Raw genomic sequence first — 18,357 nt, forward strand, 5'->3', positions numbered from 1 at the left:
TCAACGATCTCGAAGATGCAACTTCTCGTAACGCGCCCGTTCGTCGTCGAGGGCAGCCCGCTTGCGGTAACTCTGTAGATCCGCAGGAAGACCGTGCAACTGAAGTCTTCTGGCGCGATTGAGTTCCATGAACGCAACTGTGTAGAACATTGCGAGAAGAACGGAAAGCAACACCATGGACCCGCGGAGCCACAGCGCGCCGGGAAACAGCACGAGAAATCCGACGAAGATCGGCAAGAACGGAATCATCGAACGTAAGAGGTGTCGCGGCACAGCACCTTTACCGACCAAGTCGTTCTTCACCCAGTCCTGCATCGACGGAGGCAGACGCCGGCCCGCGACGTAGCCGAGCCACAGCACGAAGTTCGGCTTCGTGGCGGTCGGTCGATTCTCGTTGGTTCGAAAAACCGGTGATGTCACGACAATGCTCCTGCTGTGATGGCAGCCCGGTTGATTCGTCCGAGCACTCGGTGAAGTTCTTCCAGTTCGGCGATGTCGACCCCCAGCTTCGCCACTACGGCGGGTGGAATCGCGACCGCTTCATCTCGCAGGGCGAGACCGGATTCGGTAAGGCGGATCTCGAGTTGGCGCTCATCGCTGCTGCTGCGGGTTCTGGAGACGAGGCCGTTCGCTTCGAGCCTTTTGAGCAGTGGTGAGAGTGTGGGCGAATCGAGCGAAAGTGCGGCGCCGATCGATTTCACGGACATCGGTGACTCACCCCAAAGAGCAAGCATCACCAGGTACTGCGGATGGGTGAGACCCATCGGTTCGAGAAGCGGGCGATACACCGACAGCACCGCGCGATTTGCCACGGCCAACGCGAAACATACTTGGCGGTCGAGCGCGAGGGGATCGTCTTCGGTGGTGGACACATATTCAAGTGTACGCGAATAGTTCGTACACTAAGCAGTTGGTAGCGATCGGACGTCGTCATACGCGTAGCGCGGTCAGTGCTCTACCCAGATCGGTTCCAGACCTCCACGCACTCTCGACGCGAGGCGGGCCGGCTGGACTCCACTGATCACCTGCGAAACTGATTGTGCGGCCACCGGATTCGATGATGGAGAAGCTGCTCGGATGGTGGTCGGCAGGTTTGCCGAAGGACCACCTATGTGCATGAGTCCATATCGGTGCAGGCGCGTCGAGCACTTCCCGTAGGGCCTTCAGTGCCGGTTCGACTGCATTGTCGGGGTTCAGCAGATGCGTTCGCGCACACTCGGGCGTCGTGTGGGCAACGAGCACCGGTGCGCCGTCGCCGCGTCGAGCACCGTCATCGGCGACGAATTGGATGGCAGGATGCTCGTTGACGAACGCCGCGTCTCGAAAAGGCAGCGTCAACGAATCGAAACCGAGGACGACCGCGATAACTGGGTCGTAATCGACGGCGTCGGGAACAGGGGTAAGCCGCTCGGCCTGCGGATCGGGCATCGCGAGCACGACGTCGCCCTTGGGAAGTTCGGTGATGTCTTCGTGTTCCACGTCGATACCGTCGAGAAGTGCACGGACCAGGGACCTGAGACCGTCCGGTGTCGCCCACCGTGTGGGTCCGGAACTGGTGCCCGGATCTTCGCCGGGGACGAGCACCCCGAACGTGTCGGTCCACGGTCGGGCCGAACCGGCAATGTGCCACCGATCCACGACGTCGGCGAACTCCTGGTCACGAACCGTGAAGTATCCGGCTCCGACGTCGACCCGACGGCCGTGCAACACCGGGGATGCCATTCGTCCACCGACAGCGTGGCCGCGCTCGACGAGACGAAACGGCACCTCGGCGGCTCGAAGTACTGCGGCACACGCAGCGCCTGCCATGCCGGCTCCGACAATGGTGACAACGTCCGATGAAGGGCTCACGCCCTCAGCGTAGGCGTCGGACACGACCACTCGACGCGTGTGCGTTCTTCCATCATGGGGCGGTGCGTGAGGTTCCCTCGACGCCAACCTCTTTCAGGTTCGGGCTTCAGTACGCGCTGCGGTACAGCTCGGCGATGTCGTCCGCCGTCGGCACCACCGGATTGTTCGACGGGGAGCCCGACGCCAATGCCTGCTCCGCCATGAGCGGGATGAGTTCCTCCCAGCGTGAGATGTCGATTCCGTATGTGCTGGGTGTGGGCACCTCGACGGTGGCGCAGAGGGTATCGATGAACTCGACGAGCTTCGCCGACGCAACCTCGTCGGAGTCGGAGCGATCTGCGGTACCGAGCTGGCGTGCACAATCTGCGTATCGATCTCGCGCGCCAGGGATGGAGAACTTGGTGACAGCAGGCAGGAGCATCGCGTTGGAAAGACCGTGTGCCACATGAAAATGTGCACCGATCGGCCTGCTCATACCGTGCACCAGGCAGACGCTTGCATTCGAGAAGGCCATTCCTGCCTGTGTCGAGGCGTGCATCATCGCATCTCGTGCCTCGCGGTCGGACCCGTCACGGTAGGCACGTAACAGAAACAGGCCGATCGAATTCATCGCGGACAGTGCAAGTCCGTCGGAGATCGGGTTCGCCTTCTTGCTGACGTAGGACTCGATGGCATGCGTCAACGCATCGATACCTGTATCGGCCGTCAGGCGTGGAGGCATCGACATCGTGAGTTCCGAATCCACGATCGACGCGATCGGCAGAAACGACAATCCCGGACACAGCATCTTTTCGTCGGTCGCGAGATCGGTGATAATGGTGAATTGCGTTGCTTCCGAACCGCTTCCTGCGGTAGTGGGTATAGCAATGATGGGAAGTGCTGGGCCCGCGTAGGTACGCGGCGCCTTGTACTCGTGCATCGCACCGCCCTGCCCGGCCAGCACCGCCAGCGCTTTGGCTGTGTCCATCGGACTGCCGCCACCGAACCCGATGACGACGTCGGCGTCGTGGGCCTTCACCGCGTCGACGCCGGCTTGCAACGAGTCGGTCGTGGGATCGGGGACCGTGTCGGAGAACAGAGCCACCTTTTTGCCCGCCGCCTCGATGATGCGAATCAGTCGCTCGGCGGAACCGTTGCCGACCATGAATGCGTCGGTGACGAGTAGCGGACGTTCGACATTCAGGTCGACTAGAACCGACCCGAGTTCCTCGACGGCGCCGGGGCCGAGCTTCAGAAACCTCGGAAACGAGATGTGGGCAACCATGGTTCGACTCCTCTTATCGGTACAAGAGCGCAACTGATTGCACACTACTGTCCGCCTTCGACGGGATCCCGCCGTTTCGGCCCAAGATTGAGCAGTGAGGTGCGGGATTGTGCAGTGAGGTGCAGGATCCGGAACCGTACAGTGGTGCGGGTGGATATCGGTCGGTGGCGCAGCAGGCTCCCGGTGACACGTCCGTCGGACGGCGAGCTCGTGGGATGGACGTTGTCGGAGAACTACGACGAATACTCCGTCGATGCTGTCAATCCCGTCGGGCATCTCGTTGCGACCGGACTGCACGTGCTCCATGCTGCCGAAGTCCTCGTCACGGAGGGGCTCTCGTCGCTGTCGGTGCCCTGTTGGGCGTTTGCGCCGATGCCGATTTCACGTGACACCGACCTGCGCAGCCCCGAACCGTCATGGCAGTGGCGCCGGATGGTGCTCGTTCAGCTGGATGACACTCGCGTATGGATTCGGCCGGGATACCCAAGCTGGGAAGAGCGCCGCGTCGAACTCCCGATCGTGATTCCGGCAGATGATGTGCTGGTGACCGATCCGCCTGACGGGCACGAATGACGCACGGCGATTCCTCGCCTACGGTGAGGGAATGAATGTGGAAGATTTCGGTGGCCGTCGTACTGTCGCGGCCGAAGAGCTGCTCGTCCAGGTGGGCGACTATTCGCTCGTGGATGAAGCGGGGGATTCGCGAGGGCGTATCGAGTCGGTCGGTCAGGAGGGCTTGTCGGTCGTCGTGACCGTCTCCGACGGCGGTGAACCGGTGACCTTGACGTTCGAACCGGAAGCGCTGCTGACTATCGAGCCTTACGACGGCGGGAAGGCACCTGTCGTTCCCTGAGCTGGGCCTGATTCGGCCGGGTTTGTCGTTGCAGCGTTCAGACGCTTTTGCGCTCGACGACGCTGCCCACGGACGACCACGAACGTCAAGAGCGCGAACAGTACGATCGCGATGACTGCACCGACCAGGCTCGCGCCCCGGAATCCGGGAGCTTCGGTGTCGAGAGTTCTTTCACCCGCGTGGGAAGCATTGTTGCCGCCGAGAACGATCGAGAGCGTCAGCAGGTTCGGAATGGCAGTTGCGACGGCCAGCACGAGGGCGATGATGGCGACGACCCTTCCGCCCCGGCGCTTGCGGACGACCCATGCCACCGTGAACAACAGCAGTGGCACCAAGGTGCAGAGAGTGCCGAAGATCAAGCCCCAGAAAATGCCTTTGCTGAACGCTTGATCCGAAAGATTTCCGACGCGGATGCTCCACCATCTCGGCAGGAACGCGGCGAGGATGAAGTACGCAACCACCAACGCCAGCACGCCTACCGCTATGAGGATGCTTCTCTTGGCCCAGCTCGGCATGCCGGTCGTCGTCGTGGTGGTGGGGGTCGTGCCTTCGGCAGTCATACGGTCGATTCTAAGGGAGCACATGTTGGGCGAGTGGCTGGACGCTCTCCACGACCACGGTTCTCGAAGTGGACTCCGGTAGAGGCACGGGGTGTACCGCTGGCGCCGACCCGCCCACTGCATCTGCTCGGCCTCCGGCTCGCTACCGTCGAGTCATGAATTGTCGAGTCGTGAAGGATGGCGCGAGGGACCCCCGATCACGTGCCGCGGGGCTGGTACTTGGGCTCGTACTCGACCGAGTGCTGGGGGATCCACGACGGTTGCACCCTGTTGCTGGCTTCGGCCGGATCGCGGGAGGGCTCGAATCCAGTACCTATCGGGATTCGAAGTCGGCAGGTGTCGTTCACACGGCGACGTTGGTCGGAGGCACTATCGGATTAGGCGTGCTGGCAGCATCGTTCGCGCGTCGACGCGGCGCCGTTACCGACACCGCGATGACCGCGGCCGCCGCCTGGGTAGCGCTCGGCGGGACGTCACTGGCCCGCACAGGATCACAGATGGCGCGTCACCTCGAGGCAGGCGATCTCGACTCTGCACGTGCGTTGCTGCCATCGCTCTGTGGTCGAGATCCGAGTGTGCTCGACACCGACGGGCTGGCGCGCGCATCATTGGAATCGATTGCCGAGAACACTTCCGACGCCACGGTCGGTGTCATGTTCTGGGGCGCTGTGGCCGGTGTGCCCGGTATTCTCGGGTACCGGGCGATCAACACGTTGGACGCGATGATCGGGTACCGCTCCACCAGGTACCTGCGCTTCGGTTGGTTCGCCGCACGTCTCGATGACGTAGTGAACCTGATCCCTGCTCGACTGACTGGCATTTCGACGGTGGTCGCGGCACCCTTGGTGGACGGACGATCGACCGAATCGCTGCGTGCCTGGCGTCGTGATGCCTCACAGCACCCGAGCCCCAATGCCGGTGTGGCCGAAGCAACTGCTGCGGGTGCACTCGGAATCAGCCTCGGGGGCCGCACCGAGTACGCGCACGGCGTGGAGATACGGCCGACCCTCGGTCACGGACGTGCTCCGACAACGAGCGATCTGGATAGAGCGGCAACGCTGTCCCTCATCGTGCAGATCGGTACTACCGTGGTGTCAGCTGTTCTTGCCGTAGCGATCGGCCAAGCGAACATCGTTGGCCGATCGATTCGTTGACTCCGTCTTCGCCTTCGACTTCGAACGCCGTTCTCTACGAGTGGGCAACGTAAATTCGGGTTCCTCGTCTTGCCTGCTCGCCGATGGTGTCTCCGCGAGGGGATCGACCGAGTCGACCGACGACGATGCTGTGTCGAGGATGTCCTGCTGCTTGGACTTGCGTCGTTCACGCCACTCGGCACGGGCGAAGTAAGCGAGCCCGAGTGGTGCCATGATGCCGAACGCGAGCCATTGCAGTCCGTAGGACAAGTACGGCCCGGACTCGGTCTGCGGAAGCTCGATGAGCCCGAGACCACCGGGTTGGGCGTCGTCGAGTTGCAAATACGCGTCGACGGCATCGACACCGACGGCCGTTCCGATCTGTTCCGGATTGATGTTGTAGACCTGCAGACGCCCGGCTTCCTCGATCGGCTCACGTGAGGTGCCCTCGGCCTGACGAAGTCGAGCTTCGAGGGTCAGCTCCCCGGTAGGCGGCGGGTCGATGGGTGGAGGTTGCGTTCCCTGCACAGGTAGGACGTATCCGCGATTGACGAGGACGATCGAACCATCCTGGAGTTGAAACGGTGTGATGACTTCGTATGCAGGCTGCTCACGGATGCTGCGTAGACGAACCAGCGCTTCCTTGTCCTGAAGATACGAACCTGTGGCGAGCACTCGCCGCCATTCGTCGTCCGAGGAGAATCCGGTCGAGCCCAGAACTTCGGAAATATCGACGGGCTCGGCATTCACCGACTGGTCGATCAGCGCGTTTCGTTGTGTCGTCGCGGTATTCTTGCCCAGCTGCCATGGGGCGAGGACCGAAAAGCAGAAGTAGGCGAACATGGCAACTACAGCTGCCAGCGCCAACCAACCTGGACGGAGCAGAAATCTGAACCTTCGCACGCCTCTAGGTTAGCCTCAGCGACCAACCATGCCACTCACGCCGGCTCAGAGGCGTCCAGTCACCCAATCCACAAGTCCGGGCATAGCCGCCTCGATCTGCTCGCGCATTTCGACGAAAGCATCGTCGGAGGAGTAATAGGGGTCTGCGACGGACTTCGAATTCGCATCCTCGTCGAACGATCGCAACAGGGAGATTCGGTCTGCGGGAGCGCCGAGTTGCAGCAGTGCCTCGGCGTGGCCGGTGTCCAAGGCGATGATGAGATCGGCCGCCAGATGGTCTTCTCCGACCTGAGCGGCCTCGTGATCGCTCTCGTAGCCATGCGCTTGCAGCTCGGCGACGGTTCGCGGATCTGCCCCTTCGCCCTCGTGCCAGCCGTCGACCCCAGCACTGGACACCCGGACGGATTCTTCGAGGCCCGCCTCCCGGAGATGCTCGGCGAACACCTTCTCGGCCATCGGAGATCGGCAGATGTTGCCGGTGCAGACGAATGTCACGTGAAGCGTGCGTCGATCGAGCGCGCTATTCGGTGTTGTCATCGAGCACCTTTGCGAGCTCGTCCATCGTTGTCACGACGAACGACGCGTCATCGTCCTCGCCTTCGATTCCGTAGCCCCAGTCGACATAGACCGTCGGAATGCCGAACCGAGCTGCGCCGTGAACATCGTGATCCCGATCGCCGACCATCAGAACGCCGGACGTCCCGCCATCGGACACCTCCTTGGGAACGAGACCGAGACTGCGCAGCGAATGTGCGATCACATCGGGCTTCGATCTGCGTGCACCGTCGTTACTCGCTCCGCCGATGAACTCGAAGTACTTCGACAGTCCGAAGTGGTCCAGAATGCGGTGCGCGAACCGTTCCGACTTCGACGTGGCGACACCGAGCCGGACACCGCGAGCCTTCAATCCAGCCAAGACCGGCTCGATACCGTCGAAGACCGAGTTCTCGGCCCAGCCCTGCGCGTCGTAACGCGCGAAGTAGGCGGCGAGCGCCCGCTGCGCCACGTCCTCGGCAAGCCCCATCGTTCGGAACGAATCGAGTAGCGGTGGACCGATGACCAGAGCCAGCTGCTTCTCGGTTGGTTCGGGCGCTCCGACCGTGGCCAACGAATGGCGGAATCCGGCGAGAATCCCAGGTGCCGAATCGGTGAGGGTTCCATCGAGATCGAAGAGCACGACCTGGGCACGGGTAGTCGGTGGGTCGAGCTTTGTCATGACGAAAACCTTATCGGTGAGACCGCCGACTACGCTCACCGGCAATGAGAGCACTCCCCGAACTGGCGGCACTGTCACCTCTCCGTCACCACGGTGACGCAGAGGTCGGCGACGGAATGGTCGACTTCGCAGTCAACGTTCAAGGCACCGCTCCACCGGAGTGGCTACGGACGCGCCTCGCTGCGAGCCTCGGCAGCCTGGGGACCTATCCGACCGAGAAAGCTGATCGCGCGGCCCGCGAGATGGTGGCGCGACGACACTGCCGGTCACCGGAAGAGGTCCTTCTGCTCGCCGGGGGCGCCGAAGGATTCGCCATGTTGCCGAGACTGAAGCCGCGACTTGCTGCCGTCGTGCACCCATCGTTCACCGAACCCGAATGGGCGTTGCGAGAAGCCGACATCGAGACCGTGCAGGTTCTCCTACCGGAACCGTATCGGCTCGATCCCGACTGCGTCCCCGACGAAGCCGACATGGTGGTGGTCGGCAATCCCACCAATCCGACCTCGGTTCTCCACGAACGCGACGCACTGTTGGCCCTGCGAAGGCCAGGGCGTGTGCTGGTCGTCGACGAGGCATTCGCCGACGCGATAACGGGGGAGGAGCATTCGCTGGCGTCGGCGAGCCTTCCAGACGTCCTCGTTCTGAGAAGTCTTACCAAGACGTGGGCGCTGGCGGGTCTGCGATGCGGTTACGCGCTGGGGCACCCCGATCTGCTCGCCAGGTTGACCCGCGGCCGAGCTCACTGGCCGCTGGGCACTCTCCAGATCGAGGCGATCACCGCGTGCAGCGAACCCGCTGCAGTCGACGCCGCGGCGGCGAAGGCCATGACTATCGCCGCAGACCGGGCATCGATGACCGACCGACTGCGAAGCCTCGGTATCGACGTCGCCGCCGGCGCCCGCGCCCCGTTCTTACTGTTGCGAATGCCCGGTGCCGCAGACCTGAGGATTCGACTACGCACCCAAGGCGTGGCAGTGCGGCGCGGCGACACCTTTCCAGGACTGACGACGGATCACCTGCGGGTAGCGGTCCGCGGGCGAGAACAGGTCGACATACTCGTCGACGCTCTGGCCAAAGCACGTGCAGAGGGAGAATCAGCATGACCGATCAGACAGTGAAGTTGGCCGACGTGGTGGCGGTGCTCGACGCTGCATATCCTCCTCGGCTCGCCGAGAGTTGGGACTCGGTCGGCTTGGTCTGCGGAGATCCATCCGATCGTGTGCGCAAGGTGATGTACACCGTGGATGCGACCGCGGACGTCGTGGAGGAGGCACTCGAGTGGGGCGCCGATCTGTTGATCGCGCACCATCCGTTGCTCCTGCGAGGAGTCGACACCGTCGCGGCGAATACGCCGAAAGGTGCCCTGATCCATCGCCTCGTCAAGGCGGGATGTGCGTTGTTCACCGCCCACACCAACGCGGACTCCGCCGATCCCGGCGTGTCCGACGCGTTGGCCGCGGTCCTCGGGGTCGCCGTCTCACGTCCCATCGAGCCGATCGACGCGCCCGCAGTCGACAAGTGGGTCGTTCTTGTTCCCAAGACTCACAGTTCTGCCGTTCGCTCGGCGTTGTTCGGCGCGGGCGCCGGTGCGATCGGCAACTACCGCGAATGCAGTTGGACCGTCGAAGGTATAGGCCAGTTTCGTCCGGAGGCCGGGTCCGAGCCGGCGATCGGTGCGGTCGGCAGCCTCGCGCAGGTGAGTGAGGACCGCATCGAAGTGGTTGCCCCGGCGTCGGCGCGGCCGACCGTTCTCGCTGCACTCACCTCGGCGCACCCCTACGAAGAGCCTGCATTCGACGTCTTCGAGGAAGCCCGCCTGCCGACCTCGACCGGCCTCGGACGGATCGGCACGCTCGCGTCGCCGACCACGCTTCGCGAATTCAGCGAACGGGTGCGCCTGGCGCTGCCGGACACGGTGTGGGGTGTGCGCACAGCCGGTGATCCCGACGCCGTCGTGCGTACTGTTGCGCTGTGCGGCGGTGCGGGGGATTCGTTTCTCGACGCCGTTCGCGCATTGGGAGTCGACGTCTACCTCACATCGGATCTTCGGCACCATCCCGTCGACGAACATCTCCGTAGCGGTGGCCCCGCGGTGATCGACGTGGCGCACTGGGCGTCGGAGTTCCCGTGGTGTGAGCAGGCCCGCAGCATCGTCGACGCAGCATTTGCCGAGACCGCGGGATGGGGGAGTCGCGTCAGTGGAACGAGAACCGACCCCTGGACACTCGGCGCGGCGCCGACCGCGTCGAAATAGTCCCCGGACCAACTCTTGTCCGCCGTCGGTGCGCGAGCCGGTAAGGTTCGACCGAATCAACTTCCATAGTCGCAGGAGTCATCACGCGTGAATGTCGACCCCCGAGTGCAGGCCTCACTTCTCGAACTGGCCTCAGTGGATACCGAACTGACGCAGATCGCTCATCGGCGTAGAACGCTTCCGGAGCAGACCGAGTTCGAGAAGCTCGAGGCCGAGCGAGTCTCACGTCGAGACGCTGCCGTCACAGTCCAGATGTCGATGGACGATCTCGACCGCGATATCAAGAAACTCGAAAACGAAGTCGACGCTGTCCGTCAGCGCGAAGACCGCGACCGCAAGATGCTCGACAGCGGAACGATCGCACCCAAGCAAATGTCGGAATTGCAGCACGAGCTCACCAGCCTCGAACGTCGACAGGGCCTGTTGGAAGAGGAGCTTCTCGAGGTCATGGAACGTCGCGAGGCGTCCCAGACCGACTACAACCATGCCGGTGCACAAGTGACGCAGATCGAGGACGAACTCGTCGATTCGGGTCGGCGCCGCGACGACGCAGTGGCGGATATCGACACTGCCGAGCAACGCGCAACTGCCCGTCGAACCGAGCTCGCGTCAGCCCTGCCCGAAGATCTGATGGAGATCTACGAGAAGCAGCGCGCGCTGTCCGGCCGCGGTGCCGCTCTACTTCAGGCTCGCCGTTGCGGCGCGTGCCGAATCGAACTGGACCGTGGCGAGATCTCTCGAATTGCCGCCGCGCCGGCTGACAAACTCGTCCGATGCTCGGAGTGCAACGCGATTCTCGTGCGGACCAAGGAGTCCGGAATTTGAGTTCCGCAGCCCACATCCGCGTGATCGTCGAAGCTGACGGTGGCTCTCGGGGAAATCCAGGACCAGCTGGATATGGTGCGGTCGTGTTGTCCCCGGATCGCTCCGAGGTTCTCGCCGAACGTCGCCTTGCGCTTGGCATCGCGACCAACAATGTGGCCGAGTATCGAGGCCTCATCGCCGGTCTGACTGCAGCCGCTGACGTCGGCGCCCGTGAGGTCGACGTACGGATGGACTCGAAACTCGTCGTCGAACAAATGGCGGGTCGGTGGAAGGTCAAGCATCCGGACATGATTCCGCTCAATCGCGAGGCGGCCGCTCTGGTCCGCGGCTTCGATCGAGTGTCGTACCAATGGATTCCACGGGCAGAGAACTCCCATGCGGATCGACTCGCGAACGAGGCGATGGACGCGGCCGCGGGTAAGAATCGCGAGCCTGCTGTGCATGTGGCCGAAAGGCCGACAGCTCCGATTGCCGACAAGTCGCCTGCTCCGATTGCCGAAAAGTCGGCAGGGCCGGGATGGACCGGTGCCGTCGGTGCACCGACACGTTTGCTGCTGCTTCGTCATGGTCAGACACCTTTGTCCGTCGATCGCAGGTACTCCGGGCGAGGAAACCCAGTTCTCACCGAACTGGGTGCGCAGCAGGCATCAGCCGCTGCGGCGCATCTTGCGCAGCGTGACGACATTGCCGCGATCGTCGCCTCGCCGCTGGCCAGAGCACAGCAGACGGCCGGCGCCCTCGCCGCCAAGATAGGGCTTCCCGTCTCGACTCTGGATGAGCTGACGGAGACGGATTTCGGCGCTTGGGAGGGCCTGACCTTCAAGGAGGCAGGCGAGAATCATCCGGATGTGCACCGGAAGTGGCTCGGAGATACATCGGTAGCACCGCCGAACGGTGAGAGCTTCGACGTCGTTCGCGACAGGGTCCAGTCGGCACGGGAGAAACTTATTTCCGCGCATGCGGGATCCACCGTTGTTGTGGTCACACACGTGACACCGATCAAGTTGTTGCTGCAGCTGGCGCTCGATGTCGGCCCGTCGATCCTCTATCGGCTGCACCTCGATCTGGCCTCCCTGAGCATCGCGGAGTTCTACCCAGACGGTGGGGCCTCGGTGCGCCTGGTGAACGAGACGTCCTACTTACACAAGTAGCACTAGCCAGAGCGCGGCCGTCGAACCGAGAATGGTCAGCGGAGTCGTGATGAGGCCGAGTGCGGTGAAGGTCCGCAGGTCTGCGGGCTCGTGGTTGGCGGCCCCCACTCGACGCCACAACATGACGGCCAGCGACCCGACGTAGGTGAGGTTGGGTCCGAGGTTCACCCCGATGATCATCGCGAGCAGTAGACCGGGCGACGCCGACGGGCCGAACGCTGCCAACAGCATCAGCGTCGCGGGCAGGTTGTTGACGACGTTGGCCGCGACAGCAGCGATAGCGGCCGCCGAGAGCAGGCCGAGGAACGTGGTCTCGGTCGGGAGGATATCGCCGAGCCACCGGCCGATGGGTCCCGAAGTGACACCCCCGACGACAATGCCCAGCAACAGCACGAATCCGCAGAACTTCAGATCCGCTGCCCGCAGGATTCGCCGGGGAACGGTGAACCCACCGCGTAATGCCGGAACGGCGAGGACAACCGATCCGGCTGCCGCTACCCAGAACGGTTCGATACCGAAAACTCCGGACACACCGAAACCCACCAGAGTGATCCCCAGGACGACGAGCGTGCCGATCGGCGCAGCCACATCGGGAGTCGGGTCCACTGCCTCTGTGCTCACCACTGCCTCTGTGCTCACCACTGCCTCTGTGCTCACCAAGTCCTTGCGAAAGAACACCCAGAACACAGCAGCTTCGATGACGATCGCCACAATCCACGGCAGTGCCATCAGCGCAGCGAAATGTGCGAACGTCAGCCCCGTCGCCGAGAACACCAGTAGATTCGTCAGATTGGACACAGGCAGAAGCGTCGACGCCGAATTGGAAAGGTGCGCAGTGGCATAACTGTGCGGACGTGCAGGCATCCGCAGCGCCCGTGCCGCACCGATGACCGCAGGTGTCAGAAGTACTACCGTCGCGTCGAGGCTCAATACTGCGGTGGTGATTGCGGCAGCGAGGAATACCGATAGGAGGAGCCGGTGCGGGCTTCCCCTCGCGGATCGCGCCATGACCGATGCGACCCAGGCGAACAATCCGAGTGCGTCTGCCAGATGAGCCAGTACGAGAATGAATGCCAGGAACACGACCGTCGGCAGTAGCTCGAGAATCTGCTTGCGTGCGTCGGCTACGGTCACCAGTCCCAGCAGGAGTGTCAGAACGGCGGCAGGGATCGCGACCGTGATCTCCGGTAGGGAACGTGGTGCGAAGATCGCGAAAATCAGCACTGCGGCAACAAGTGCCGCGGCGACAACGCTCACGCCAGCATCTTGACGAGCGTCCGCAGATTACGAGTAGTGGTGGTCGGCTTGTACTTCGCCTTGGCCATGAACTTCCCGACGCGGCTGTCCGTGGTGTGACCCCGCACCACTTCCCAGTATGCGACGCGGTGGCCCGGGGCGAGTGATTCCAGTTCGGGGTCGAGAGTGTCTGCTATACCTGCCACTTCGCGCAGATGGTCGGCATCGTTGCCGAAGATGACGTACGGATGCCAGCCGTTACGTTCGGCGTCGAACGGGTAGCTTTCGATGATCGACTGCAGTGACGACACGTCCAGAACGATCACCCACGCCTCGTAACCGAAGGTCTCCGACAGAATCTTCTCGACGGACTTCTTCACTTCAAGGGCGGAAAGCGTGCTTTCGAGCACAACGTTGCCTGTCGCGAGGATTGTTCGAACGTCGTCGAATCCCGCGGAGGTCAAGGCTGCGCGCAGTTCGACCATCTTGATATTGATGCCACCGACGTTGATTCCGCGAAGAAGGACGACGTGCTTCATGAGTGAAACTGTAGTTCGGAGCGAGGACACAGTAGAGTTCATCTCGCGAACGAGTCGGTTGGACGGCTGCGGCTCGGAGGACTGGCAGAGCGATTCTGCCAAGCTCCAGGCCGAGGAAAGTCCGGACTCCACAGAGCAGGGCGGTTGCTAACGGCAACCCGAGGTGACTCGCGGGACAGTGCCACAGAAAATAGACCGCCCGTGTCGAAGAAATCTCCTTCGGGAGATCTCGACACGGGTCAGGGTGAAACGGTGCGGTAAGAGCGCACCAGCACCCCAGGTGACTGGGGTGGCTAGGTAAACCCCGCCCGGAGCAAGGTCGAAGGCCGTACCTTCTAGCGAAGGTTCGGCTGCGCAGGTGCTCGAGGGCTGCTCGCCCGAGCCTGCGGGTGGACTGCTCGAGGTACCCGGCGACGGTGTGCCCAGATGGATGGTCGTCGTTCCTTTCCTCGCCTCGGCGAGGTAAGGATCACAGGATCCGGCTTATATACCGACTCGTTCGCACTCGTCGGGAGTGGAGCCTGCGGAATGACCCCCTGGATTCCGTCGTGGACCTTCGGGCAGACTGTGAACATGAGTAATGACGATGACGCGTGGTTCTACGACATCCGCACCAAGACCGTGGCTCAGGGCAAGGAGTCCGGCGCACTGGACCGGATGGGGCCCTACCCGGACCGCCAGACCGCCGAGCGCGCGTTGACGATCGCCGCCGAGCGCAACAAGGCTGCGGACAAGGCCGACGACGACTGGAAGAACTAGCCGGTGTTTCTGACCCGGCTGACCGCACCAGCTTTCGATTTTCGCGCGATCAGATCCGAGTTTCGCCTCCGCGACGAGTTTTCCGAGGTCGTTCTCGCGGAGGCTCGGTCGGCTACGGACCGTCATATCGGAGATCGCGTCGATCGCACCGACATCCCGCTGGTGACCATCGACCCGCCCGGGTCGATGGATCTCGATCAGGCTGTACACATCGAGAAGTCAACGACCGGTTTCGTCATCCACTATGCGATAGCCGATGTCGGAGCGCTTGTCGTTCCCGGCGGCGCCTTGGATGCGGAGACGCGTGAACGCGGACAGACGTTCTATCTCCCGGACGGCTCGGTTCCACTTCATCCGCGGGTCCTGTCGGAGGGTTCGGCGAGCTTGTTGCCGAACGAGACTCGGCCGGTGGCGCTGTGGAGGATCGAGCTGGACAGATCCGGCGAGCCGACGTCGTGGACGGTGACCAGAGCGTCGGTACGGTCGATTGCGAGACTCGACTACGCCGGAGTGCAGGCCGACTTCGATGCCGCGAGTCCGCATCCGTCGATTGCATATCTGGACGAGTTCGGGCGGCTGCGAGCGGAATCGTCGATTCGGCGGGGTGCGGTGGACATCACGCTGCCCGAACAGGAAGTGGTTCCCGACGGCGATTCGTGGCGTATCGAGCTCCAGGCCAGAACTTCTGTCGACGGCTGGAACGCCGAAGTGTCACTGTTGACCGGAATGTGTGCCGCACAGATCATGCTCGCCGCCGACATCGGTTTACTGCGCACACTTCCGCGTGCGACCGACACGGCGTTGGCAACATTGCGCAACACCGCCTCGATGCTCGGAATCGATTGGCCGGACGGTGTATCGGCCGGCGCAGTACTCTCTGCTCTCCCAGCCGATGCGCCCGAAACGTTGGCAATGATGACCCAGGCGACCGGCCTATTGCGCGGCGCCGACTACGCGGCGTTCGACGGCGCCGCGCCGAAACTCAGCGAGCACTCCGGCATCGCAGCTCCGTACGCCCATGTGACGGCGCCGCTTCGTCGACTGTCGGACCGGTTCGCCACCGAGGTGTGTTTGGCGGTCGTTGCGGGGACGGATGTACCGGAGTGGGCCGCAAGCGCGCTTCCCGAACTTCCGGCGACCATGCGAAAGTCCGATTCCGTTGCGTCCAAGGTGGATCGGGCGTGCATCGATCTCGCCGAATCGGCAATTCTCACGGGCCGCGTCGGTGAACGGTTCGGCGCGTTGGTGCTTCGCGGGGCCGAGAACAAGCGCGAGGCCGAAGTCTTTGTTCACGACCCGATCGTCATCAGCAGATGCGCAGGCAATCCACCCGAAGGGGAGAAGGTGACGGTGCGGCTCACCGTCGCCGACACCGACTCCCGTCGAATCGGCTTCGCCTACGAATCGGGTAGTGACGCGAACTGATCGGTGGCCTCGATCAGATGGTGGACTATGCCAGGCTCGGCGGCCGAGTGGCCGGCGTCGTCGACTATCACGAGTTCGGCGCCGGGCCAGGCCTTGTGGAGTTCCCATGCGCTTGTCGCGGGGCACACGACGTCGTACCGTCCTTGGACGATGATTCCGTCGATGCCCTCCAACTTGTGCGCGTCGGCGAGCACTTGGTTGTCCCGAAGGAACCCCGCATTGCCGAAGTAGTGATTTTCGATTCCCGCAAACGCGAGTGCGAATCGTGGATCCTCGTTCTGCGCAATCTGATCCGGCCGAGGAACGAGATAGCTGGTGGAGGCTTCCCACGCCGACCAGGCGACCGCGGCCGAGGTCGCGACATCACGATCCTCGGAAGTCAGCAGGCGGTGGTACGCCTCGACCAGGTCCCCGTCGCGTTCGTTTTTCGGGATCGGAGCGAGGAATTTGTCCCACTGCTCCGGAAAGACATGGCCCGCACCGCCGTTGTAGTACCAGTCGATCTCACTGCGTCGAAGAAGAAAGATTCCTCGGAGGATCAAACCGCTGACGCGTTCGGTATGAGTTTGTGCGTACACGAGCGAGAGAGTCGAACCCCAGGAACCACCGAACACGAGCCACCGTTCGATGGCGAGATTCGTTCGTAGCTTTTCCATGTCGGCAACGAGCCGGTCGGTCGTGTTCACCGCCAGATCTCCGCCGTCGGCGATATGCGGCGTGGAACGCCCGCAGCCCCGCTGATCGAACAGAACGATGCGATACACCGCGGGGTCGAAGTAACGGCGCTGCGTAGGGCCGGTTCCACCGCCCGGCCCACCATGAACGAACACAACCGGCTTGCCCGTTGGGTTACCGCTGACCTCCCAATAGATGTGCTGGGCGTCGCCTACGTCGAGGAGACCGCCGTCGAACGGCTCGATCGGCGGATACAGCTCTCGCAGTGATGTCGACGTCACGCGTCAGAACCCGACGAGACCGGATGCGAGATCAGGAATCTCGAGCGACCGCATGGCTTCCGCACGGGTATCCGGGCAGTTAGCGATGGTCACCTCGTCGACGATCGAGCGGTTCTGCACAACCTGAAGGTTGATCGTGCCGCTCTGCGCCGCCCAGGTCTGGACGACGATATTGAGACCTCCACGGCCGATCGTCGGGCCTTGAATTCTCCATTCCTGCAGCTGCGCATCCAGATCGCTGCACAGTTGCCGGCTCTGCTGCTCGGTGATTCCGGCTGCACCAGAGGGGGAGGTAGCGCTCGTGGGTGTGTCAGTCGCGGTCGGGGTCGACGACGAGCCGGTGGTCGTCGAATTCGTACCGCAAGCGGCGGTAGCAGCGAACACTGCTACCGCGCCCGCGACAGAAACGACGACTCGGGGTACTCGACGAAACCTGGACTGGGCCTGGGTAGCTGAGTTCATGGCAACGAGTGTGCCATCTCGATCGGCTCCAGCAATCAGCTCACGCCACCGGAGGCGACTCAGTAGCTGTGTTCGGGTCCTGGGAAGACACCGGAGCGGACCTCGGACAGATACGACGCGGCCGCAGATCGGAGTTCGTCTCCGACATGGCCGAACTTCTTGACGAACTTCGCCGTCTTTCCATTGGTGTAACCGGCCATGTCCTGCCAGACGAGTACCTGTGCATCACACTCGTTGCCCGCACCGATTCCGACGGTGGGAATCGTCAGCTTGCGGGATACCTGGCCCGCGATGTCGGCCGGAACCATCTCCATGACGACGGAGAACGCACCTGCCTCTTGGACGGCGATAGCGTCGGCGACCAGTTTGTCCGAGGCGTCGCCGCGGCCCTGCACCCGGAATCCGCCGAGGCCGTTCACGCTTTGCGGGGTGAATCCGATGTGTGCCATGACCGGGATACCCGCTGCAGTGATGGCGGCGATCTGATCTGCGACGCGCTCTCCGCCTTCGAGCTTGACGGCGTTGGCGAGCCCTTCCTTCATGAATCTGGTGGCTGTGGCCAGCGCCTGTTGCGCGGAGGACTCGTAGCTGCCGAAGGGAAGGTCTGCGACGACGAGTGCATTGGGGGCTCCACGCACGACCCCGCGGACGAGGGGGAGGAGTTCGTCGATGGTGATCGGAACTGTGGTGTCGTAGCCGTAGACGACGTTGGCTGCGGAATCTCCGACGAGCAGAACCGGAATGCCGGCCTCCTCGAAGATGCGAGCGCTGGAATAGTCGTAAGCGGTGAGCATTGCCCAGCGCTCACCCTCGGCCTTCATCTGCAGAAGATGGTGGGTACGGGTCTTGCGAGTCAATCCGGATACGGATGCGTCGGATCCACCGTAAATCGTGTTGTCGGACATCTTTGTCCCTTTCGGTTCCTCGAGGCCCGATTTCGGGTCCCCGGGATGGGGTTGATGACGCCTTC

General features: G+C 62.9%; 22 protein-coding genes and 1 other RNA gene. 10 read left to right on the forward strand and 13 right to left on the reverse strand.

Annotation, left to right across the window (positions count from 1 at the left end; genetic code table 11):
- The 4 genes from QMK32_RS11705 to QMK32_RS11720 all read right to left on the reverse strand — a co-directional run bounded on the left by QMK32_RS11705 (position 1) and on the right by QMK32_RS11720 (position 3,115).
- Complete coding sequence (locus QMK32_RS11705; protein WP_283475129.1) at positions 1 to 420, reverse strand: DUF5313 family protein; 420 nt, start codon at positions 418 to 420, stop codon at positions 1 to 3.
- Entirely contained in the window at positions 417 to 872 is a 456-nt protein-coding gene (locus QMK32_RS11710; protein ID WP_269304132.1) for a MarR family winged helix-turn-helix transcriptional regulator, read from the reverse strand. The genes QMK32_RS11705 and QMK32_RS11710 overlap by 4 nt, the downstream gene beginning before the upstream one ends.
- A gap of 58 nt (positions 873 to 930) precedes the next feature.
- Positions 931 to 1,851: an NAD(P)/FAD-dependent oxidoreductase gene (locus tag QMK32_RS11715; RefSeq protein WP_283475132.1), complete on the reverse strand. Its 921-nt coding sequence runs from the start codon at positions 1,849 to 1,851 to the stop codon at positions 931 to 933.
- Positions 1,852 to 1,957: 106 nt separating this feature from the next.
- On the reverse strand, positions 1,958 to 3,115 hold the full coding sequence (locus tag QMK32_RS11720) for an iron-containing alcohol dehydrogenase (RefSeq protein ID WP_283475135.1): 1,158 nt from the start codon (positions 3,113 to 3,115) through the stop codon (positions 1,958 to 1,960).
- Positions 3,116 to 3,265: 150 nt separating this feature from the next.
- Between QMK32_RS11720 and QMK32_RS11725 the strand changes: the two genes are divergently transcribed.
- Together QMK32_RS11725 and QMK32_RS11730 are read left to right on the forward strand one after the other, a co-directional pair.
- Positions 3,266 to 3,688 carry a hypothetical protein gene (locus QMK32_RS11725; RefSeq protein WP_283475137.1) on the forward strand — a complete coding sequence of 141 codons (423 nt, stop codon included), beginning with the start codon at positions 3,266 to 3,268 and terminating at the stop codon, positions 3,686 to 3,688.
- 31 nt (positions 3,689 to 3,719) lie between these two features.
- On the forward strand, positions 3,720 to 3,968 hold the full coding sequence (locus tag QMK32_RS11730) for a hypothetical protein (protein ID WP_283475139.1): 249 nt from the start codon (positions 3,720 to 3,722) through the stop codon (positions 3,966 to 3,968).
- On the opposite strand, the gene QMK32_RS11735 is transcribed toward QMK32_RS11730, so the two are convergent.
- Positions 3,935 to 4,528, reverse strand: a complete 594-nt coding sequence (locus tag QMK32_RS11735) for a permease (RefSeq protein WP_283475141.1) — start codon at positions 4,526 to 4,528, stop codon at positions 3,935 to 3,937. The genes QMK32_RS11730 and QMK32_RS11735 overlap by 34 nt on opposite strands.
- Positions 4,529 to 4,683: 155 nt before the next feature.
- Here QMK32_RS11735 and QMK32_RS11740 point away from each other — a divergent pair, with 155 nt between their 5' ends.
- Positions 4,684 to 5,682 carry a cobalamin biosynthesis protein gene (locus QMK32_RS11740; RefSeq protein ID WP_502943574.1) on the forward strand — a complete coding sequence of 333 codons (999 nt, stop codon included), beginning with the start codon at positions 4,684 to 4,686 and terminating at the stop codon, positions 5,680 to 5,682.
- Here QMK32_RS11740 and QMK32_RS11745 read toward each other — a convergent pair.
- From QMK32_RS11745 to QMK32_RS11755, 3 genes are read right to left on the reverse strand one after another with little or no spacing between them, the layout of a single operon-like run.
- Complete coding sequence (locus tag QMK32_RS11745) at positions 5,623 to 6,564, reverse strand: SURF1 family cytochrome oxidase biogenesis protein (protein WP_283475144.1); 942 nt, start codon at positions 6,562 to 6,564, stop codon at positions 5,623 to 5,625. The two genes, QMK32_RS11740 and QMK32_RS11745, sit on opposite strands and share 60 nt — an antisense overlap.
- 45 nt (positions 6,565 to 6,609) lie before the next feature.
- Positions 6,610 to 7,101 (reverse strand): low molecular weight protein-tyrosine-phosphatase, encoded by a 492-nt coding sequence (locus tag QMK32_RS11750; protein WP_283475146.1) that lies wholly within the window; start codon positions 7,099 to 7,101, stop codon positions 6,610 to 6,612.
- Complete coding sequence (locus QMK32_RS11755; protein ID WP_283475148.1) at positions 7,085 to 7,780, reverse strand: HAD-IA family hydrolase; 696 nt, start codon at positions 7,778 to 7,780, stop codon at positions 7,085 to 7,087. The genes QMK32_RS11750 and QMK32_RS11755 overlap by 17 nt, the downstream gene beginning before the upstream one ends.
- A 44-nt stretch (positions 7,781 to 7,824) precedes the next feature.
- Between QMK32_RS11755 and cobC the strand changes: the two genes are divergently transcribed.
- The 4 genes from cobC to QMK32_RS11775 all read left to right on the forward strand — a co-directional run bounded on the left by cobC (position 7,825) and on the right by QMK32_RS11775 (position 12,010).
- The gene (gene cobC / locus QMK32_RS11760; protein WP_283475149.1) at positions 7,825 to 8,883 is read left to right on the forward strand and encodes an Rv2231c family histidinol phosphate aminotransferase CobC; all 1,059 of its coding nucleotides are present in this window, start codon (positions 7,825 to 7,827) and stop codon (positions 8,881 to 8,883) included.
- The gene (locus QMK32_RS11765; protein ID WP_283475150.1) at positions 8,880 to 10,034 is read left to right on the forward strand and encodes a Nif3-like dinuclear metal center hexameric protein; all 1,155 of its coding nucleotides are present in this window, start codon (positions 8,880 to 8,882) and stop codon (positions 10,032 to 10,034) included. The genes cobC and QMK32_RS11765 overlap by 4 nt, the downstream gene beginning before the upstream one ends.
- A gap of 87 nt (positions 10,035 to 10,121) precedes the next feature.
- Complete coding sequence (locus QMK32_RS11770; RefSeq protein WP_283475151.1) at positions 10,122 to 10,859, forward strand: zinc ribbon domain-containing protein; 738 nt, start codon at positions 10,122 to 10,124, stop codon at positions 10,857 to 10,859.
- 14 nt (positions 10,860 to 10,873) lie between these two features.
- Positions 10,874 to 12,010, forward strand: coding sequence for a bifunctional RNase H/acid phosphatase (locus tag QMK32_RS11775; RefSeq protein ID WP_283475345.1), 1,137 nt, complete (start codon positions 10,874 to 10,876; stop codon positions 12,008 to 12,010).
- On the opposite strand, the gene QMK32_RS11780 is transcribed toward QMK32_RS11775, so the two are convergent.
- Positions 11,999 to 13,267, reverse strand: a complete 1,269-nt coding sequence (locus QMK32_RS11780) for an SLC13 family permease (protein WP_283475152.1) — start codon at positions 13,265 to 13,267, stop codon at positions 11,999 to 12,001. The genes QMK32_RS11775 and QMK32_RS11780 overlap by 12 nt on opposite strands.
- The gene (locus tag QMK32_RS11785; protein ID WP_283475153.1) at positions 13,264 to 13,785 is read right to left on the reverse strand and encodes a DUF1697 domain-containing protein; all 522 of its coding nucleotides are present in this window, start codon (positions 13,783 to 13,785) and stop codon (positions 13,264 to 13,266) included. Before QMK32_RS11785 ends, QMK32_RS11780 begins: the two co-directional genes overlap by 4 nt.
- A gap of 50 nt (positions 13,786 to 13,835) precedes the next feature.
- Here QMK32_RS11785 and rnpB point away from each other — a divergent pair.
- The 3 genes from rnpB to QMK32_RS11800 all read left to right on the forward strand — a co-directional run bounded on the left by rnpB (position 13,836) and on the right by QMK32_RS11800 (position 15,969).
- Positions 13,836 to 14,287: RNase P RNA component class A (gene rnpB / locus QMK32_RS11790), an RNA gene on the forward strand.
- Positions 14,288 to 14,358: 71 nt separating this feature from the next.
- The gene (locus tag QMK32_RS11795; protein ID WP_084346673.1) at positions 14,359 to 14,544 is read left to right on the forward strand and encodes a hypothetical protein; all 186 of its coding nucleotides are present in this window, start codon (positions 14,359 to 14,361) and stop codon (positions 14,542 to 14,544) included.
- Between the two features lie 9 nt (positions 14,545 to 14,553).
- Positions 14,554 to 15,969 (forward strand): RNB domain-containing ribonuclease, encoded by a 1,416-nt coding sequence (locus tag QMK32_RS11800; RefSeq protein ID WP_502943584.1) that lies wholly within the window; start codon positions 14,554 to 14,556, stop codon positions 15,967 to 15,969.
- Here the strand turns inward: QMK32_RS11800 and pip are convergent.
- From pip to panB, 3 genes are read right to left on the reverse strand one after another with little or no spacing between them, the layout of a single operon-like run.
- On the reverse strand, positions 15,942 to 16,910 hold the full coding sequence (gene pip / locus QMK32_RS11805) for a prolyl aminopeptidase (RefSeq protein WP_502943585.1): 969 nt from the start codon (positions 16,908 to 16,910) through the stop codon (positions 15,942 to 15,944). The two genes, QMK32_RS11800 and pip, sit on opposite strands and share 28 nt — an antisense overlap.
- A gap of 18 nt (positions 16,911 to 16,928) precedes the next feature.
- Positions 16,929 to 17,387: a hypothetical protein gene (locus QMK32_RS11810; protein WP_283475156.1), complete on the reverse strand. Its 459-nt coding sequence runs from the start codon at positions 17,385 to 17,387 to the stop codon at positions 16,929 to 16,931.
- Between the two features lie 59 nt (positions 17,388 to 17,446).
- Entirely contained in the window at positions 17,447 to 18,292 is an 846-nt protein-coding gene (gene panB / locus QMK32_RS11815) for a 3-methyl-2-oxobutanoate hydroxymethyltransferase (protein WP_283475157.1), read from the reverse strand.
- Positions 18,293 to 18,357 lie beyond the last annotated feature (65 nt).

The sequence above is a fragment of the Rhodococcus sp. H29-C3 genome, assembly GCF_030063405.1.
GTDB lineage: Bacteria > Actinomycetota > Actinomycetes > Mycobacteriales > Mycobacteriaceae > Rhodococcoides.

Excerpts from the sequence above, each read along its gene's own strand:
- QMK32_RS11785 (WP_283475153.1), bottom strand. The coding sequence starts at position 13,785 with ATGAAGCACGTCGTCCTTCTTCGCGGAATCAACGTCGGTGGCATCAAT.
- QMK32_RS11755 (WP_283475148.1), bottom strand. The coding sequence starts at position 7,780 with ATGACAAAGCTCGACCCACCGACTACCCGTGCCCAGGTCGTGCTCTTC.
- QMK32_RS11720 (WP_283475135.1), bottom strand. The coding sequence starts at position 3,115 with ATGGTTGCCCACATCTCGTTTCCGAGGTTTCTGAAGCTCGGCCCCGGC.
- QMK32_RS11810 (WP_283475156.1), bottom strand. The coding sequence starts at position 17,387 with ATGAACTCAGCTACCCAGGCCCAGTCCAGGTTTCGTCGAGTACCCCGA.
- QMK32_RS11730 (WP_283475139.1), top strand. The coding sequence starts at position 3,720 with ATGAATGTGGAAGATTTCGGTGGCCGTCGTACTGTCGCGGCCGAAGAG.
- QMK32_RS11735 (WP_283475141.1), bottom strand. The coding sequence starts at position 4,528 with ATGACTGCCGAAGGCACGACCCCCACCACCACGACGACGACCGGCATG.
- QMK32_RS11740 (WP_502943574.1), top strand. The coding sequence starts at position 4,684 with ATGAATTGTCGAGTCGTGAAGGATGGCGCGAGGGACCCCCGATCACGT.
- panB (WP_283475157.1), bottom strand. The coding sequence starts at position 18,292 with ATGTCCGACAACACGATTTACGGTGGATCCGACGCATCCGTATCCGGA.
- QMK32_RS11750 (WP_283475146.1), bottom strand. The coding sequence starts at position 7,101 with ATGACAACACCGAATAGCGCGCTCGATCGACGCACGCTTCACGTGACA.
- QMK32_RS11795 (WP_084346673.1), top strand. The coding sequence starts at position 14,359 with ATGAGTAATGACGATGACGCGTGGTTCTACGACATCCGCACCAAGACC.
- cobC (WP_283475149.1), top strand. The coding sequence starts at position 7,825 with ATGAGAGCACTCCCCGAACTGGCGGCACTGTCACCTCTCCGTCACCAC.
- QMK32_RS11765 (WP_283475150.1), top strand. The coding sequence starts at position 8,880 with ATGACCGATCAGACAGTGAAGTTGGCCGACGTGGTGGCGGTGCTCGAC.